This window comes from Chromobacterium piscinae (assembly GCF_021129175.1).
In the GTDB taxonomy this organism is placed as follows: Bacteria; Pseudomonadota; Gammaproteobacteria; order Burkholderiales; family Chromobacteriaceae; genus Chromobacterium; species Chromobacterium piscinae.
The window spans coordinates 15,326-35,098 of record NZ_JAJOHV010000011.1; the positions used below are offsets into that span (position 1 = coordinate 15,326).

The following is a 19,773-nucleotide window of genomic DNA, read 5'->3' on the forward strand; positions in this document are numbered from 1 at the left end:
CTGAGCCCGTGATGAAAATGGAGAGTTTTACAATGACGAGGAAAAAGGTGGTGCTGACACTGTGGGGGAGCTTGCTGCTTTCCTGCTTTGCCAGCCAGGCGGAACCGATTCCGATCCGCGATCCTTATTTTGCCCAGGCGCGAGCCGCTTGGCCGCCGGCAACGCGAGAGTTGCAGGACAAATCATTCGAGCTGATCGATACCGGCTTGGAGGGTATGTACAGCGATATTTTCCCCGATGCAGGCGAGTGGCTCGATAGCGACCATCTGGTGGTGAACGCGGCCCAGCCGGGCTGGCATATGCAGCGGAAGGGGCAGTTCCAGATCATGCTGGTCGACGCCCGCACCGGCAAGTCCAGCGTGCTACTGCCGCACGCGATGATGCAGTGCTGGAACGCCTCTCGGCAGCTGGCTTCGGTCAAGCCGATTCCAGCTGAGTTGCCTCCAGGGATTAGGACAGTATGGAGCTTGCCTACTTTCTGGGTGATGCATTTGGGAGGAGCGGATAGGCAGCTGACGCGTTTAAGCACGCCACAGCCATTCGATACGCTTACCTGTGAGGCTACCGATAACGGTATTCCGCTATATCAGCAAGACTTTGGCCGGCCCTTGCAGGACATTAATGGCTTCCTGCGGCAAGGGGTACCGAAGCAATCATTTAAATCAGACTTTAATACGGTATTGTTTCGGCGCGGCCAACCGTCTCGGCAGATCGGAGTGAGGGCCGAAGAAGTTTTCTTCCCGATCTATCTGCCTTACCTGAAGCGCTATCTATTGAATAGCGGCGACAGCCAGCACGACTCGGCCACCGACCGCCGGCTGGCCGGTGCCACCTGGGGCGACCGGCCCTACGACCTGACGCCTTACCGGTTGATGTCGCCGGACGGCGAGGTGACGGAAATTCCCTATCCGAAAATCATCTTCAGCTACGGCGTGCACGGCTTCGCCAACCTGCTGCCGACCCCGCATGGCCTGTTGTTGAACTCCAGCGGCCGCTCCAGCCCGGGATTGCTGCTGTTGCAGGGTGAACAGCTGTACCGCGTCTGGGGCGGTCAACGCTGGTTTGCACCGGGATGGCGCCAATCGGCTTATGGCTTGAAGGTGTCGCCGGACGGTTGCCGGTTGGCTTTCATCCACGCCAGCACCTGGTCGCAGGACAGCGGCAATGAAATCAGCATTTTGAATATGTGCAAGGAAAACAATAAATGAGTACGCGTATCGATCTGTCGGCTGACAAACAGGTGCTGCTGCGCGCGGCCTATACCGCGATGGACCAGACCTATGGCAAAACCGCAGCAGGCTACCAATTGCAGGGCATAGACAATTCCGGCAATGGCAAGAAGCTGCCGTGGGATGTACCACCCGGTTGGGTGATTACCCGCTCGGTGGAGGACCCGGGCCAGGGCGGCAAGGTGGTGATCTATCGCAATGAGGCCAGCAACCAGGTGATGGCGGTGGCGATGGGCACCAATGGCAATGGCGACATGGCCGGCTGGAACAGCAATTTCCAAGATTTCGGCATGTCGCAGTGGCATTCTCAGCACCTGGATGTCAATGGAAAGACGCTGAAAGACAATGTCTATGAGGCCTTGAATAAAGCGTTGGAGACGCCCGGCGCGCAATTGGTGTGCGCCGGTGACAGCAAGGGCGGCGCGATCGCCCAGTTCATCTGCGCCGATATTGTGCTTGAACGTGATTCTTATAAGACGAGGTTGAAAAACCTTGCCGCCGTCAGCAATGAGAGCATGGCCGTCATCGCCAACTCGGCGCCCGGCTCGGAAGCGGAACTGAGCAGCGCCTACGGTCATTTCGATCCGCAGCTGTTTGCCGGCATCAGCAGCTTTTACTCCGCGGCCCGTATGGAGGATCACTCGGCGACGGAGATTGTGTCGCAGACCGGCGGCGCGTATCTGGCCAATACCGGCAATACGCTGCATTACTTCGATCAGGGCGTCGGACTGGATAGCGATAGAATCGACCATAACGCCAATAAATGGGTATATCTGCACCGGCTGGCTTATTCCGGCGTTGATGGCATGGAGGCGATCGGCGGTGATTTCAGCAGGCTGAGCGCGGCCCCGCGCGATAATAGGAACCTCGACGATATGGTGATGCTGGGCGGCTGGCTCAGCTCAATAGGCAAGGGCGACAGCGTGACGACGCCTGAGGCGGCCTCCCGGATAGGCGCCTCCTTCATATGCGGTTTTGCCGCAGCCCCGCTGTCCGCGGGCAAGGGCGCGCTTGAGGGCCGGTTCGGCTGGGAAACGGTGGCCGGCCTCGGGTCGCTGGGTTTGTGGGCTTCCGGCTTCGGCCCGCTGCTGATGGGCGCCTGCGCGGTGCCCGTCGCCGGCAGCAATGCCGCCAAGTTTTTTGGCGATCCCAAGCTGGTGACCTCCAATACCGATCTGCCCACCTATATCACCATGGTCGGCGCGCCCAAGGATGCGCCTGCCGGTTCCCAACGCTATTTCGGCATGACCAGCACCGGTGGACGCTATGTGGTCGACCTGGATGACCATGGCAGCGGCCAGATGTTCTGCGAGGAAAGCCAGGAACGCTCGCAGCTCACCATCCAGCCGGGCCGGGTGGATATTTCACGCTTTGACGCGAAGACCGGCGAAGCCTTGTCCGATGGCGTGTTCCAGTGCACACCGTCCGGCGCCACCATGACCCATTTTTCCCCGCAAGGGCCGAACGCGCCGGTCAAACTATCCAGTGTTGATGTCCTGAGCTGGAATGCCACGACGCTGCCATGGGCACAGACACAGATTCTGGACGGCAATGCCGCCAATGCTGCAGGACATGCGCCTCTGAACGCCAACCAGTTCGCCGTCGATGCCACGCATCGCGATTGGGCTTCGATTTCGGCGGCAACAGGAGTGTCCGTCAATGATCTGATTACCGCCAACCCCGGCAGCAGCATCGTGACGCAATTTCCGGCCGGACAGGTCATCAATCTGCCGGCCGCCGACAACCATCTCGCGCCCAGCATCTCCATCCATCCCGACCCGATACCGCAAAGCCGCACCCAGGGCGAGGGCGAGGCGATGGATCTGACCCGCCAGGGTTTCATCGACCATTCGGCGACACTGTCCATAGGCTTCGGCAATGGCATGCTCAACCATACCGATCTGGTTTCTACCACGGCGGCCAGCATGGCATCGGCCTGCATTCGCCCCGGCGAAGTGCAGAACGACAACAACGACTTCACCAATAACGCGATAGCCAAGGCCATATTGGCGCCGGCCAGCATGGACGCCTGGGCATCGCTGAATGCCGCGACGATAGGCAGCCAGTCGGCCAATTGCATGAATCAGGTCTACATCGACCCGCTGGTGCTGGATCTGAGCGGCAAGGGAATAGGCCTGACGTCTTTCCAGAGCAATCCGGTGCTATTCGATATCGACCATTCCGGCACGCTGAAGCGCACCGGCTGGACCGACGGGCAGACCGGCTTCCTGGCAGTGGCCAATGCCGACGGCAAAGTAACCGATATCAGCCAGATGTTCAGCCAGTATTTCGGTGGACAGGCCGGGAGCAATGGCGGCGTCGGCACGGCGCCGTACGCCAACGGTTTCGCGGCGCTGGCCGCGCAGGACAGTAACAAGGACGGTGTGATCGACGCCAACGACGCGATCTGGAATTCGCTGCGGGTCTGGGTGGACGCCAATCATGACGGCAAGGTCGGCAGCGGCGAAATGAAGTCGATGGCGGACCTGGGCATCACCCGCATCGACCTGCATGCTCAACAGACTCATCAGGTGATTGGCGGCAATATCGTCACCGGCACGGCCACGTTCGTGATGCAGGGACAGACGCATGTGGCCGCCGATGTGAATCTGGTGTCCGATCCGACCGGCAACACCTTCGAATCCGGCCAAGGCGGCACTACCATCCACTCCTCATCGACAGGGCCGAACGGCAAGCGCGAGGTCAAGACCTATCAGGATGCCGGCAGCGCCAATGTGACGCTGGACGCGGCCAAGCTGGGGGTGGACAACCTGTATGCCGGCAGCGGCAACGATACGCTGATCGCCGCGGCGGGCGGTAGCTGGCTGGTGGGAGGCGGCGGCAGCAACGTCTACCAGGGCGGGGCCGGCAACGATGTATTCGTGGTGTCGGCCAAGGATGATCCGGCCAATATCCACGGCGGCGGCGGCACCGACATGCTGGTGATCACCGGCGACAAGGGCATGACCATCAATATGGCCCAAGCTGGCGTGACCATAGCCGAAGGCGGCCAGGGCGACGACGTGATCATGAGCGGCGGCCGCAATGGCGTCTACATCAAGGGCGGCACCGGCAACGATATGTTGATCGGCGGCGCCGGCACCGATGTCATCATGGGCGGCAGTGGCCACAACACCATCATCGGCGGGTCGGGCCAGGCCATCATCACCGCAGGTCCTAGCGGCGACATCATTTACGGCGCGCAGGGCGATTCGGTGATCAACGCCGGCGGCGGCGCGGACACGATTTACGGCGGCGCCGGCAACGATGTGATCAAGGTGGGCATGGGCAACGCCACCATAGACGGCGGCGGCGGCACCAATATCGTGCAGTTCCATGGCAGTTACGCCGATTACCGCATCATGCCGACAGAGGACGGTGGCTACTGGGTGGCCGACAAGATTCCGCACCGCGACGGCACGGTCTATCTGAAAAACATCCAGAAGCTGAATTTCAGCGACATCCAGGCGGTGGACCTGTCCCTGCCCAACCCGATGCCGGTGGCCGATACCTTGAGGGTGGACCAGGCGGGCAAGGCTTTCGATCATCTGCAGCCGCATCTGATCAGCGCCGCCCAACTGCTGGCCAACGACCAGCGCCTGCGTTCGCAGGGGGCCTTACGCATCGCTTCGGTCGGCAGCGCCCAGGGCGGAACGGTCAGTCTGACGGCTTCCGGCGATGTGCTGTTCACGCCGACGCCGGGCTATAACGGCGTGATGGGCTTCAAGTACGGCGTCGGCGACGCCGCCGGCCATGGCAGCTCGGTGGTGCAGGACCTGACCAGCGGCCAGACGGCGCCGATGCAGGCCTCCGTCACCATGCTGACGCCCGAGCTGCCCGATGATCCGCTGCTGGGCAAGGAATGGTATCTGAGCGATGCCGACATTCTGCCGGTTTGGAAGGATTATTCCGGCAAGGGCGTGCGCATTGCCCAGTTCGAGCCTGGCGGCGAGTTTGCCGTCGAGCCGGAAATATTCGATTATCGCCACCCCGATCTGGCGCCGAATGTCGACCCCGCCTGGCTGCAGACCATGCAGTCCACCGACGCGATGCCTAAGGCGACGTCCAACCACGCCACCATGGTGGCCGGGGTGATGGTCGCCGCCAAGAATGGCCAAGGCGGCGTTGGGGTGGCGTACGACGCCACGCTGTCCGGCTACAATCTGGCGAACAGCGGCAGCGATCTGAGCGGCCTGGGCCATATGGTCAGCTACGACATCGCTAACCACAGCTGGGGCTTCAAGAATGATTTCGCCTTGAGCAACTATCAGGATGGCACCATAGACACCGCGGCCTCTCTGGTATCCAACGCCCAGTACGCCGCCGACAATGGCCGGGGCGGTTTGGGAACCGTCATTGTCGCCGCTGGCGGCAATGCCCGCGCCACTGGCGGCAGCGCCCAAGGATCTCTGACTAATAACAACCGCTTCAGCATCGAAGTGGGGGCCATCAATGCCAAGGGCGATCTGTCCACGCTGCAGATCGGATCGACGCCGTTCTCCAACCCAGGCGCGAGCCTGCTGGTATCGGCGCCAGGCAGCAATGTGGCCAGCACCAGTCAGATGGTGATGACCGATCAGGGGTCGACCTTCGGCAATGCCTACAGCACGATGGAGGGCACCAGCTTTGCTACGCCGATTGTCTCAGGGGTGGTGGCGCTGATGCTGCAGGCCAATCCGCATCTGGGTTATCGCGATGTGCAGGAAATCCTCGCGCTGACGGCGCGCCAGATTAGCGATGCGGCCACCAGCTGGGATCAGAACGCCGCCAGCAACTGGAATGGCGGCGGCATGCACGTCAGCCATGATTATGGTTTCGGCGAGGTGGACGCTCGGGCGGCGGTGCGCTTGGCCGAGAGCTGGATGACGCAGCAAACCGGTGCCAACGAGGTGGTCTACAGCGCAGCCAGCGGCCAGCTCAACCTCGTCGCCAACGGCGGCGCGGTGATACAGTCCGCGCTGGCGATGCAGAGCGGTTTGCAGATCGAGCACGTCGAGGTGGATCTGGACGCCGCGGTCGGCCGGCTTGGCGATGTCGTGGTGAGTTTGGTGGCGCCCAACGGCACCCGGAGCATTCTGCTGAACCGCGAAGGCAAGGTTCCCGCCGGCTTCAAGGGCGCGAGCGATGCCGATGTCGGTAGCACGCGCAGCGGTGCCTTCCGCTACACCTTCATGACCACCCACGACTGGGGGGAGCTGTCTACCGGCAACTGGACACTGCAGGTCAGCGATGCCAATGGCGGCCAGCCGGTGACGCTGAATCACTGGGCGCTGCGCCTGTATGGTCAGGCGGCGACGGCGGACCATACCTTCTATTACACCGATGAATACAAGGCTCAGGTGCAGGCCAATGGCCAAAGGGCTGTGCTGGATGCCGCCGTCGCGGCAGCGGGCGGTGGCCGCAACACCATAGACGCGGCGGCCATCAGCGGCGACGTGAGCATCAATTTGCGGACCGGCGAGGCCAATCTGGCCGGCACGGCGCTGGCTGTGCGCAGTCCGGGCGCGATCCAGAATCTGGTTTCCGGTGATGGCAATGACACCCTGGTCGCCGGCGACGCCGATGCGCTGCTGGATGGCGGACGGGGTCGGAACACCTTGGTCGGCGGCGCGGGCAAGGACTTGTTCGTTGTTCATCGACGCGACCAGGGCTTGGACACCATCGCGAACTTCCGTCCCGGCAGCGGGGAGTTGATCGACCTGGTGGGTTTCGCTGGCAAACGTTTCCAAGATCTGGTTCTGACGCAGCAGGGCAATGACGTGTCTATCGACCTGGGCGCGGGGCAGCACATCCTCGTGCAAAACGTGCAGGTCGGTAGCCTGAATGCCGCGAATTTTGTCTTCCAGGACAGCCTAACTGTTCCGGCTTCCTACATCCAAAGCGGGGCGTCGCCTTCGCAGCCGTTGCCTGCCGGAAGCGGCACGATCGCATTGAAGGGCGGCGCAGCCGGCATTTCCTTGTCCACTTCGGCTACTGGCCAGATGGTGGCTTCGCTCGCGGGCACAGTCTATAGCCACGACGCGGCCACGTCCGATGTGTTCGAGGTGCAAAAGCAGGACGGTGCCAAGGATCTCTCCAATGCGGTGCGCGGCTTCAAGCACGGCATAGACAAGATAGATCTGCGACCGCTCGGCATCAGCAACTTTGCAGATCTCGATATCGCACTCAGCCAGCGGATGGTGATCAACGGCCTGGCTCAAGTTCACGGCACCATGGTTGGCAGCAAGGCTTTGGGCAGCAATGGCAAGCCGTTGAATCTGGTGTATCTGGACACGATCGATCCTGCCCAACTGAGTGCCGACGATTTCATATTCTCCCCGCCCAAGCCCGGCCAGGCTGGCACGGTAGATCAGCCAGTGGCGCCGGCGAACGGGATTGCCGGCAATGGCGTCCAGACGGTAACGCCGAACAGGGTCGATGCGACGACTATCGTGGGTACCTCTCAGGGTATAGTCAGGACGACCGATGAGCATGGGCGGCCGCAGATTCAGTCCGCGATTGATATGGCCTTGCCAGAGGACGTGGACAGTCTGCGCTTGACCGGTTCGGCCAATATCATTGGCATGGCGAACCATCATGGTGACACCTTGACGGCCAATGACGGCAACGATGTGCTGATTGGTGGTGATGGCGACGACGTGCTGGTCGCCGGCAAGGGCCGCGACCGCTTGATCGGCGGCGCCGGCCACAATACCTATGTAGTGTCGCTCAATGGCGGCCGTGTCCAGGTCGAGGCCAATGCGGGGCGGCTGGACACGCTTTCGATGCAAGGCGTGCAGGCCGATATGGTGCAGATGGCGCGGCAGGGCAAGGATCTGCTTCTTTCCGTGCGTGATGGTCAAGGGCAGTTTGCCGAAGTCGTGCTGCAAGGTCAGGGAGATGGCCGAGGGGTAGGCAGCGTCGTCTTGGCCGACCGCACCTTGTCCGCCGCTGCGCTGGACAATCTGCTGGCCAATGGCAACGTGCAGGCCAGCCAGCCTGCGCTGACCTCCACGGCCAAGGCTGGCGAGACATGGAAGTTCACCTTGCCGGACGGGCTTTTCAGCGCTACCGCCAGTGGCGATGCTCTCCATTACCAGGCTACTCTGGCCAATGGTGCCTCGCTGCCGGACTGGCTGAAGTTTGATCCGCGGACACGGCAGTTGACCGGCACGCCGACCAATCAGATGGCGGGAGCGGTAGCCTTGCAGCTGACGGCCATTGATATGGCCGGCAAATCTGCTGTTTCGACGCTGACCGTGCAGGTGCAGCCGGATTACCAGGCTCCTACGGTTGGCTTGTCCCTGCCGGCCCAGTTCGCCGCGCCGGAAAAGACCTGGCAATTCGCGCTGCCGGACGGGCTGTTCCGCGAAAACGTGCCGGGCGATACGCTGGCAATCAAAGCGACGCTGGCCAATGGCGATCCTCTGCCATCCTGGCTTTCCTTCGATGAGAAGCGGGGTGTCCTGTCCGGACAGCCTGTTAATCAGGTAGCTGGCGATCTGGTCATCAAGTTGACGGCAACCGATATGGGCGGCTTGTCCGCCAGCACCGTGCTGCCGTTGCATGTCCAACCGGCAGGCGGGGCGCCGCAGGTGGCGCACGGTGTGCCGGATCAAACGATCAAGGCCGGACAACCGTGGCAATACACTTTGCCGGCGGATGTCTTCAAGGAGAGCATCGCCGGCGATGCATTGCGCTACAGCATAGGCATGGCAAACGGAGGAGCATTGCCTGACTGGTTGCATGTGGACGCCCAGTCCGGTCAATTGAGTGGTACGCCTCGCAATGCGCAGGCGGGAACGCTGGCCTTGTCGGTGACCGCGACAGATCAGGCGGGGCTGAGCAGCCAGACTACCGTCAATCTGCAGGTGACGCCGACCTACCAGGCTCCGACCGTGTCTCAGACTTTGCCGGCCCAGGCGCTGACATCCGGAAGCGCATGGTCATGGACGATGCCGGCTGGGCTCTTCCAAGAGTCGGTCTCGGGAGACTCTCTGCGTTATAGCGTCACCATGGCGAACGGCGACCCGCTACCCGCCTGGCTCAGCTTCGATCCGGCGAGCGGCGTGCTGGCCGGCATGCCGACCAATCAGACGACCGGGACTATGGCTTTGCAGCTGGTCGCAACCGATATGGGCGGCTTGTCGGCGGGTACTCCGTTGAGTCTCAATGTCTCGCCGCGCTATCAGGCGCCGGACGTGATGCATCCGTTGCCGGACCAGACCTTGTCTGCCGGTACGGCTTGGCAGTTTGCGCTGCCGACGGACCTATTCCATGAGGCGGTGCCTGGGGACACGCTGTCGCTGCGTGTGACCTTGGACAATGGCGACCCGTTGCCCGCTTGGGTGCAGTTTGATCCAATCAGCAAGACGCTGAGCGGACTGCCGACCGATCAAACGACGGGCTCGCTGAAGCTGAAAGTCACAGCTTCCGATCAGGGCGGCTTGAGCAATAGCGCGGCCATCAGCGTAACGGTGAATCCGGTGTATCAGGCGCCGAAGGCCAGCAAGGTATTCGATGCTCAGGATGTCGTTGTCGGCAAGCAATGGTCGTATGCCTTGGCAAACCAGGTGTTCACTTCGGCAGTGGCCGGCGATACGTTGAGCTACAGCGTGGCGATGCGTGATGGAAGCGCCTTGCCTGGCTGGCTGAAGCTTGATCCGGCAACTGGCGTGTTGAGCGGTTTGCCGGCTGGCAATAGCAATGCTTCGCTGGATATGGTCGTCACCGCGAGCGATATGGCGGGATTGAAGAGCAATATGCCGCTTAGCTTGACCTTGCGTGGCGATAGTTCTCTGCAGGATGCGGATAGTCAGCCACAGGATCAGAATTTGCAGGTTGGAACACCATGGTCCTATACGCTTCCCGCTGGGATGATCAAGGGCAGTTGGTCGGACAGATATAATGTGGCGATGGCGGATGGTAGTCCACTACCGTCCTGGCTGACGTATGACTCTTTCAATGGCGCATTGTATGGCACGCCGCCTGCGCAGACCTCCGCGCCGATAACGCTGAAGATTACTGCAGCGTTTGGTGGTGGTAGTGACGGAAAGGTTTTGCATTTGCAAGTGGGGGCTGCTCAGCAGCAGCCGGCTGGCGGCATCGCGTTGCCGTTGCAGCATCTGCGTGCGGGCACTCGCTGGTCGTATATGTTGCCTCCAGGCCTGTTGTCGCAGAACCGTTCTGCCAGTTATTCCGCCACCTTGCTGGATGGCTCGCCGCTGCCGGCTTGGTTGCAGTTTTCTTCTTGGAGCGGGATTGTCAGCGGGATGCCGACGGATCAAATGACTGGAAATGTTGCGATCAAGATCAGTACCGGAGGTATGTGGGGAGAGCCGCTGAAGAGCACTGAGTTGGATCTGCAAATCCGTCCAGTATACCATGCGCCGACTGCATCAACACCGGCCGGTGTGCAAGGCATGATTGCCAATCAGCCGTGGCAGTTTAATGCCGCAGGCCTGTTTGCAGAGGATATCCCCGGGGATAGCCTGACTTACAAGGCAAGCTTGGCCAATGGTCAAGCGCTGCCGGCCTGGCTGGCGTTGGACCCGGTGTCCGGCAAGCTATCGGGCACACCCGATGTCCAGGCTGTCGGCGACTTGTCCATCCAATTGACTGCAACCGATCTGGGGGGGCTGGCCGCCGCGACGACCTTGAACTTGCATGTATGCCCGCACGGACAGGCACCGGTGCTGGGCAAGCCGCTTGGTCCGCAAACCTTCAAGGCAGGAACCATTGGCAGCTATGTACTGCCGGCCGATCTGTTCAGCGAGCCGGTTGTCGGAGATACCTTGCGCTACACGGTGACGCTGGAAAATGGCAACCCCCTGCCGGACTGGCTGAGCTTCGCGCCAGAAACCGGTTCGCTGCGCGCGAGTCCGGGCAATGCCAACGCCGGTACGTTCAATCTCAAAGTGACTGCCACCGATCTTGCTGGGTTGTCGACCAGCACGGCGCTTCCTGTGGCCGTGGTGTCCGCCTACGCGGTACCCAGAGTCAATTATGGGACGCATGTCATGCTGACACCGGGGGCCGCCTGGTCGTATACATTGCCGTCTGGCATGTTCAGCTCGGGCGTGGACGGGGATACCCTGAGTTATGGCGTGACCTTGAGCAATGGCGATCCGATACCAGCATGGTTGCATTTCGATCCGGGCCACTTGGCGCTGAGTGGCACACCGGTCGCGGGCAGCAGCGGCGTTCTCGGCCTGAAGGTGACGGCAACCGATATGGGAGGATTGGCGGCGAGTTCTTCGCTGGATCTGGTGTTCCAGCCGCATATCGCGACGCCGGATGCGAGCGGCAATCTGCCCAAGGGGAATGACGGCGTGTTTCTGGTCGATTCGTTCCAGTCGGCCACCGGCGGCGATGAGGACAGAACTGCCGTGGTGAACGGAACATTCGGCAATCTTGTCTTGGGCAACGGCAACAACACCGTGTTCATCGGCGGAGCGATGGGCAAGTTGACATTGGGGAACGGCAACAACACTGTGGTCGCTCAGCAAGGCAGCAATACCATCACGCTTGGCAACGGCCGCAATACAATTACGACGGAAAGCACCGCTTCCAGCGTGACGCTGCAGTTGGGGGATGGCAACAATGCCGTTTCGATGGCCGGGTTCTACAATACGGTCAATCTCGGGAAAGGCAATAACACGCTGGATTACATTACAGGAGGCGGCACGCTGAATTTCAATGCCTCGGCGACCGCCGACCATCTGTGGTTCAAGCGCATGGGGCAAAATCTCGAAATCGACGTTGTCGGCTCCGCCGAGCAAGTGACCTTGTTGCATTGGTTCGATTCGGGCCGCTCCGGCGTCTCGATACGATCCGGCGATAACAGGTCTCTGGGCTTTAATAGTGTCGACAAGCTGGTTCAGGCGATGGCGGCACTTGCGCCTCCGCCGGCTACGGTGACCAGTCTGCCAGCGGATTACCTGAAGACACTAGCGCCGGCACTTTCGTCCAGCTGGGGATTCGAGGTGGTTCCGGGGAGCGCTGGAACGAGCACGAACAAGCCGCTGACGCCGCCGGGAGGTGTTGATCTGACGGTTACCGGCAAGCCGCTGACGCCGCCGGGAGGTGTTGATCTGACCGTTACTGGCAAGTCATTGACCCCACCGGGTGGTCACGAGTCCCTGGGTGTTAATGGTGCCGATAAGCTGGTTCAGGCCATGGCGGCATTTGTGCCTCCACCAGCTACGACGAGTATTTTGGCGTCGAGTTACCAAAAGGCGTCGGCTCCGACTCTTGCATCTAGTTGGGGGTAATGCTGTTGTTTGAGTAAGGTGAACGCCCATGCTGCGCATGGGCGTTTTAATTTTGCCTCAATGGCGTCCGGCCGATAGCCAATTTTATTGAGCCGGGTGTTTGGTCTGTCTCGGCCCCCGTGGACAGCGGGTTAAGCACTATGGACTGTCCCGGCTCCTGTAGGCATTCCTGTCTTATGATTGGACTGCGGAGACCTTTTAAGGGTTGCTATTGGGAGCACTTGTACCAGTAGTGCATTTGCATATACTGTGGCTCCATTCTGATCAACTTCGCGTTCACCAATGACTTCATTTTCGGGATGCCAGACCAGCCTTCTTGCGCGCAGTGCCACTCGTGTATTCGTCATCTCGGACCTTCATCTTGGCGGCGAACCAGCAATGATGAGCCGGCCCGCATTGCTGGCCGAGTTTATCGATGGTCTACCAGCCCGCTTGGCGGCAGATGAAACCTTGGAGCTGGTCATCAACGGCGACTTTATCGACTTCCTAGCTATTGCTCCATTTGCTGCCTTTACCGCAGACTCGGTCGAAGCGGTACGCAAGCTGCGCAGCGTCGTTGATGCCCCATCCTCATTTGCATCGGTCTTTGACGCTCTGGGGCGTCATGTGGCGGCCCATCATCAGCTTGTTGTCATAGTAGGTAACCATGATCTGGAACTGGCACTGCCGGCAGTTCAGGATGCGTTGCACGATTGTCTATGCGCGCCTGCAGGAACTTTGCGTTTTGTCGATGACGGACGTGCCTATCGGATCGGTAACGCTCTTGTCGAGCATGGCAACACCTATGACGGTGCCAACGCCAATGACTGGAATGGCGTGCGTCATCTGGCGTCAGCGCAATCGCGAGGTAGGGAACCGCAGGCCGACGTACAAGTGTCGGCGGGGAGCCAGATCGTCCACAAGATCGTCAATACGCTCAAGGAGAGATATCCTTTTCTCCCGGTTATCCAGCCGGAGGGTGAGTTGCTTGTGCTCCTGATGCTTCAATTTGAACCGGAGCTACGTTCGGATATCAAAAAGATCGCGCAATTGCTCAAGGCTAAAAAGCTTGCAGAGCAGTTGCCCAAGCACGGAAAAACCGCCATCGCGGCAGCTTGCAGCGAAGATGTGGGGTTGGAAGCGGCACTGCGGGATATATTTAGCGAGGAGTACGCACTGCTGAAGGCAACTAATCAGCCCATCTCCGCATTGGATGATTGGATCGACAGCTGGCGTTGCACCAAGAAGACCAGCCTGTCATATATGCTCGAGCATGGTGTCCCCATCCCACTGGATCGCTTAAACAAGATTCGATTAGGCATAACCAAGATCGTCGACGCGGACCAGTCCAGCCTCATTTCTGGCGAGACCCAACAGTATGGCGTAGAAGGCGAACGCATGCTCAAGGCGATTCAGGGGTTGCAGGTGGTCGTCATGGGACACACGCATTTGCCGCGCCAACAAGATTACGGGCAAGGCGTCTACATCAATTCGGGTACGTGGATCGACCGCTTCACTGTTCCACCTGAAGTCCTCCAAGACGAGACCTGCAAGGAATTAACTTTATTTCTGCGTAAGTTATTGAGTCCAGGCGGCATCAAGCCAATGCCGCCGAATTTCGCCGATCTGTCAGTTGCCGTCGATGGGACCGTGCTGCATGCGGAGTTGCATGTCTACGAAAGTGCGCTGCCGTGAACAGCTACCGGATTGAGACAAGAAGGACTGATGGCCAGCCGATTAAATGCGGTACGGCCTGGGCCATAGATGACAATCTGATAGTGACCAGTTTCCACGTCGTGGCAGATGGCGCCGAGAGATGGATGCACGAGAATGCCGGTGCCGGCTACTGGCTCAAATGGGACGACGGACCCGCTGACATTGAGCTTAAGGCCGTTAGTTGCGACAAAGCTGCTGATGTTGCCCTGCTCACGCTGTCCCCTGCCGATCGCGATCAAAAGCCAGTCTTGCAAAAATTACCGATTGGCGAATGGGGGGCTGCAGTGGGCTCGGGTTGGTCGGCTCCAAGCTATCCAACTATCGCCAATGATGCACAAGTTACCCTGACCGGTATCATCAAGGCGGTGCGGCTAGAACCCGGTGCCGATGTCTTTGAATTACACCTTGCCGGAGGTGGCTCCATATCTTGGGGCGGCGCATCGGGCAGTCCACTTCATGTGGATGGCCGTGTTGTTGCTATGATTGTGACTGAGCTTCAGGGCATGTCCACTCTGCACGCAGTCAGTGTGGAACCGGTCCTTTCACTTTCGCTCTTGGCTGAGTCGGCTGCGGTGCAAACGGAGTTTCGCAAGCTTATCGCGACCTGTTCGGAAGACCAACTAGAGAAGCTTGCAGCCGGTTTACCGGAAATCGACGCTGATGGAGTGCCGTCCTACTCGGCCAATGACATAGCCGACTACGGCATAACATACGGTGTACAGGGGATGTTGTCGCTCCTGGAACAATTGCCCAGCACTGAAGAAAAACGGCACTTTGCGCTTGGGTTGGTCACATCGACGTTTAAGCGCCAACGTATGGGTTGGCCACTCCAACCTTTGCGCGACGACAGGTGGTGGGTCCGCCATGCCGATGCCGAGGCCCCATCTTCGCTGAAAAACGCATGGAAGTTGTTCCTAGGGGCTGAGGACTGGCACGCACAATTGACCATGATGGTGGAAAAGCTGAGGGCAAAGCAGGATACGCTCCCTCTGCAAAATCGAGCTCTAAAGCAGCGTTTGCGTTGTTTCGACTTGCAGGCCCCGTTCCGACAGTTGTGCGAAGGACTTTCCGTACTAGTTAACGACATCGAGAAAGAAATTGATCGCGCCCACTCTCAACAGCACGAAATCGAGCGTGAGGCGATTACTCTCATCCGACAACATATTCAGCCGACAATGCCGAGGGGGCGCTGCTTTTTCCTCTTGGGCAGCAGCGGATCCGGAAAAACCCACTTTCTGGAAAGGCTGATGACGAGTCCGATGGGGACTGAACTGTGTTTGCAGGTCGCTTGGCCAAAAGTAATCGACCTAACTGTAGAGTCGCTTGAAGCCGCGATCCTGAGTGCACTGTACCGAGCTACTGAGCGTAGGTTCGCATCTCTTCAACAATTCCAGGAAACGCTCGACCGCTACGAAAACGCCCGGAATGCCTATTGCGACGGATATGCTAATGAGCTGTGGGGGCCGGCACCCATGCTTGTGGTCGCCTTTGACAACTTGCAGGCGGTTCTGCCCGATCCGCAGGTGGCCCGCAACGTATGCGCTGTATTGCAAACCTTGATTGAAAATGCGACTAGCTATCGCTCAGTACGCTGGCTGTTCACGCTTCAGGATACCTTCTTCGATAGGTTGACGATGCCAGTGGATCAGCCCAGCTTTTGGGAGGAGTATGGATGGATCAATAGCAAATCGTCAGTGCGAGATGCACCGTTCGCTGACCTAGCCAAGGCCGGATGGGTGGACCTAGACAGAATCTGCGTATGTGACTGCATGGGTCAAGCGATCATGTCGAATGCATTCGGGGATGGCTGGGACCGGGCGATCACACATGATCGCTGCGAATCAGACATGGGCTTGCGTGAAGGGAAGTTACAGCATTACATGGCAATACCTTGGTTCGCGTGGATTCTCGTTTCGATGGGCAACCAATGGTGTATCGGCGCAATCCAGTCGGGCGATCTGAATCACATTTGTATCGTCGAAGAGTTGCTTAAGCAGAAGGTGAGGCCACTGAACGCGTCCGAAGAAGGCCGCCTGCAACTTGAGCGCTACCTAACGGCGACAGCTGCCGCTTTGCTACCTGGGGATGGCAGCGGGCAACACAATCAGAAGTTTATTGGAGACGTCTCGGACCGCTTTGCCGAGGCGGGCGTGACATTCGTTGCTGATCAACTGCAATGGGCGCTCGACCTACTGATTAAGTCGAATTTGCTACTTGAACAGAAAGATGTATTACAGACTTTGCTGATGGTTGAGTTCGTCATGCTGTGGGGATACGAAGGTGCAAAATATTTGCGGCATATCCTGCAGGGAAGGGATAGTACCTCGATCTCCGAGCGCTTGCGCGCCGATCTTGCCAGTGCTGAAGAAGACCGGTTGATGTTAAAGGAGAGCGTGCTCGAGTTCTTGCTGATGCTTGCAGATCAAGAAGGCGCAACCAGTTTGATCGACCGCATTCTTGCATTGAACTCACATGAACTTGGAGAAAGTGCTGCAGCGATTCTTTTTGCTGCGCCAAAGCTTGGGAACAGTACTCAGCAACGCTTGAGCCGTTTCGATGTGCAACCCGCCACGGCAGAGGGAGTGGTGAAAGGCCGCCGATTACTGTTGGCGAAGATGATGTTCGCCGAGTGGGCCAATTCGTCTGCGTTCACGCCAGCGGAGCGCCTCGACTTTGTGCGTACACAATACCAGAATATCCGAATGTCTGGATTTGCTAGTTATTACCGTACCGTGGCCTTCGGAATTCTAAGCGAAGTGACAAGCATTGATGAACTACGGGCCTGCCTGTTATCCCTCAATGGCTGTGAGCAGTCTGGATTGGCAGAGCCGCTGGCAAGGCGCGCTGTGGAACTGCTGTTTGAGTTTGCTGGACAGGAGGAGGACGGGGCCGATCCTATGCATGTAGTTATCGAGACAATCGTGCGCTATACGACCGACAGCATTGGCTGTGCCAAGGACGATTACTTGCGGAGACAGGCTCCTCGAAGCGATGTGGGGGTACGAGGGGAGCCGCGCAAGGCGGCAGGAAGCTCATGGAAACGGGAGTTCTTTCGTGAATGGGTTTTGCATCATGCCTGTACCCAGTTAGTCAATGAGTTGAAGCCTGTGTCAGCCTTCCAGGCCTTCTATAGCAAAAATTGGTTTCAGGTTGGCGGAAAAGGTGATTTGCATATCGAGATGGAAAGAGAAGCAACCCTTGCCATCGGGCATTATTTTCATGGAACGCAGCACTTAGCGGGGACTTGGAGGCAGGGAAAGGGCAAGGAATTCTTTGATCTGGTGCATGCCCTTGCCTGTTCCAGCGACAAAGACAAGCGACTGCTTGCCTTCAACCTAATGTTGCATACTAAGCCGACCGGCGGTGATTATGATCAAGGCATTAGTGCCGAATTCATCCCCATACTAGAAAGGTTAGCCTACGATAGCAAGCTAGCAGGAATGAAGCGTTTTCAGGGCCTGTATAAAAGTACTACTGTGCGGCGAGCTAACGCCACAAGTGGAAAAGATGGTAAGAGGCGGCTCAGGTGATCGCAAGGTGGCGGCCGCCTCGTGCCATCTTCGGAGTGACCCGAGGGCATCGATGCAGACCTGCCAGATAGGTCTGCAGATCGACATCCCGGCAAGTGAGGGAGCCTCCGCGAAACCCGGGGCGGTTCAGTCGCGTGGTTATGTAAAATTATGGGAATCCCATAATTATTGGTTTCCCATAATTTTCATAATCCGCTCAAGTCAGGCTGGCTGCTACATCCGCGCGCCAAAACACATACTCGTCCCCGCAATTCTCCATTGGCCCATAGAGGGGACATAGTCCTTGTTTAACCAAGTGTCTGGCGGCCTGTCGCACCGGTTTGTCGACCATTTCCGCCAAGCGTTCGCCCCAGATGTAGTCGTTGGTCAGTCGTTCCAGCTCTTTGGCCTCCAGACCCAACAACATCCGCTTCTCATAGCCATACTGCTGTTGGCTGGCGTGGGCATGTCCGGCGCCAATCAGGTGATAGAGCAAGTTGACGTCCATCTGGATGGCGGCTGCCGCCTCCCTGACCGTGAAGAAGCCGCGGGAGCGGCGGTATTGCTCATGCCAGAGCGTGAATTGCTGTCGGGAAACCAGCAGCGCGCGGAGGCCATGGTCGGCCGGGGTGCGGCCTACAACCTCCAGGGAACCATCTTGCAGGGCGCGGATCACCGCCAAGAAGGGCTGGCTGCCTTGCATCCACCGCTTAGTGATTTCCCACACTGACAGCAGTTCTGGATTGTTCGGTTCTGGGCTGATCCGGCCATGGTTCAACTGCTCCAGGAAGGCGTTGATGGTTTCCAACTGAAAGCACCATCGAGTACGTTTCTTATCGTGGGGCAGGTGTTGCAGCAAACCACTTTCGATCAGCAAACGGATCCGTTTTGGGGTGATGCGCAGCATGCGTTCCACCTCCGAAATGGTCAGCGTGCCGTGCTCACTACGGGTGTAGGCATCCAGCGAGCTACGTTCTACCAGCCAAATGGTTTTCCCTTTAGCCGATGAGGATTGGCAGCCTTTGAGCGTGCCGCTTTCGATCAGCTTGTGTACGGCGCCTCTTGAGAGATTGAGTTGTTCCGCTGCTTTGGCCAGGCTGATGATGGGATGGGCATGTCGCAGGTCCTGCTGCAGGATCAGTTTGTCCGGCCAGCGTTCATGGACATAACGCTCGAATTCTGCCCGTACAAATAGCAACTCTGGATAGATCAGCAGCCGGTATAGGGCCTGATGCATTTCCCGCAAGTACACCCGCAGCGATGCCGTGTTGCCGGAAATGGGTAGTGTGTATTCCTCCAGTAGTTGATGGAAGCGTTGCGGCCAGTGCTGGGTAATCTGCATGGCCAACTGCAGATAGGGCTGAATGATTTCGATTCGGCCATGATCGGCTATTTTTTGCGGCCGGGTATTGGGTCGGTGCGAGGCATAGGCGCCAAAGAACCAGAGCAGGTCGCATAGTTGTACCGGGTATAGATGATCTAATTCCGGTGGCGTGGGAATGTTGCTGACGGAGAGGTAGGGCAGGCCGACCAGCGGCCGGATAGTCTGGGTAATCAGTTTGGCGAGTGCCAGCTCGGAAGCGGTGCCTGGGCGTGTGGCGGCATGGCGCAAGTCGGCGCCGCAGCTGCAAGTAAACATGGTGCCTTGATGCCAGCGGATGAGTTTGTCGCAGCCGGGGCATTTTTCTCGCAGCAGCAGGCGATGAATCGGGCAGGCTATTTGCAGGGTCAGCAGCCACTCCGTTTGCCAGATGCCGTGTTCAGCCAGGCAGACGGGGCACCAGCGGCGATGATGGTGATTCCAGTACGTCACCTTGAGACCGAGCCGATGGTAGCTATGACGGCCCAGGCTGGCCGGCGCCGGGCCTGTCAGGCAAGCCAGGCTAGTCTGATCGTGGCCTGTTAGCCGGGTTAGATTCTGCCCGGCGGAGTCGTGCTTTTTGACGAATAACGGTAGCCAAGTCTGTCCGGGGTAGCCGTTGGCGTGTCCCAGACGTAGGCAATAGCCCAGCAGACTTTCACCCGCCTGCGGCTTGGGGCGGATCTGCAGTAGTGGGGAGGTCATGGTTGTTCCGTTGGAGGATCGCC

The 19,773-nt window shown here is 59.0% G+C and carries 5 protein-coding genes; 4 read left to right on the top strand and 1 reads right to left on the bottom strand.

All coding sequences use genetic code 11. The annotated features are described in order from the left end of the window. The first annotated feature begins 11 nt into the window (after positions 1–11). The 4 genes from LQR33_RS02505 (at position 12) to LQR33_RS02530 (ending at position 17,706) form a co-directional block, all read left to right on the top strand. The gene (locus LQR33_RS02505; protein ID WP_166438109.1) at positions 12–1,208 is read left to right on the top strand and encodes a hypothetical protein; all 1,197 of its coding nucleotides are present in this window, start codon (positions 12–14) and stop codon (positions 1,206–1,208) included. Further along, a complete protein-coding gene (locus LQR33_RS24180; RefSeq protein WP_269326187.1) occupies positions 1,205–12,481 on the top strand; it encodes a putative Ig domain-containing protein in 11,277 nt (3,758 codons plus the stop codon). Before LQR33_RS02505 ends, LQR33_RS24180 begins: the two co-directional genes overlap by 4 nt. A 282-nt stretch (positions 12,482–12,763) precedes the next feature. Then, on the top strand, positions 12,764–14,155 hold the full coding sequence (locus tag LQR33_RS02525) for a metallophosphoesterase (protein ID WP_231467343.1): 1,392 nt from the start codon (positions 12,764–12,766) through the stop codon (positions 14,153–14,155). Then, positions 14,152–17,706 (top strand): S1 family peptidase, encoded by a 3,555-nt coding sequence (locus tag LQR33_RS02530; RefSeq protein ID WP_331282860.1) that lies wholly within the window; start codon positions 14,152–14,154, stop codon positions 17,704–17,706. Before LQR33_RS02525 ends, LQR33_RS02530 begins: the two co-directional genes overlap by 4 nt. A 196-nt stretch (positions 17,707–17,902) precedes the next feature. Here LQR33_RS02530 and LQR33_RS02535 read toward each other — a convergent pair whose 3' ends face one another. Beyond that, positions 17,903–19,750: a helix-turn-helix domain-containing protein gene (locus tag LQR33_RS02535; protein ID WP_231467349.1), complete on the bottom strand. Its 1,848-nt coding sequence runs from the start codon at positions 19,748–19,750 to the stop codon at positions 17,903–17,905. Between the last annotated feature and the right edge of the window lie 23 nt (positions 19,751–19,773).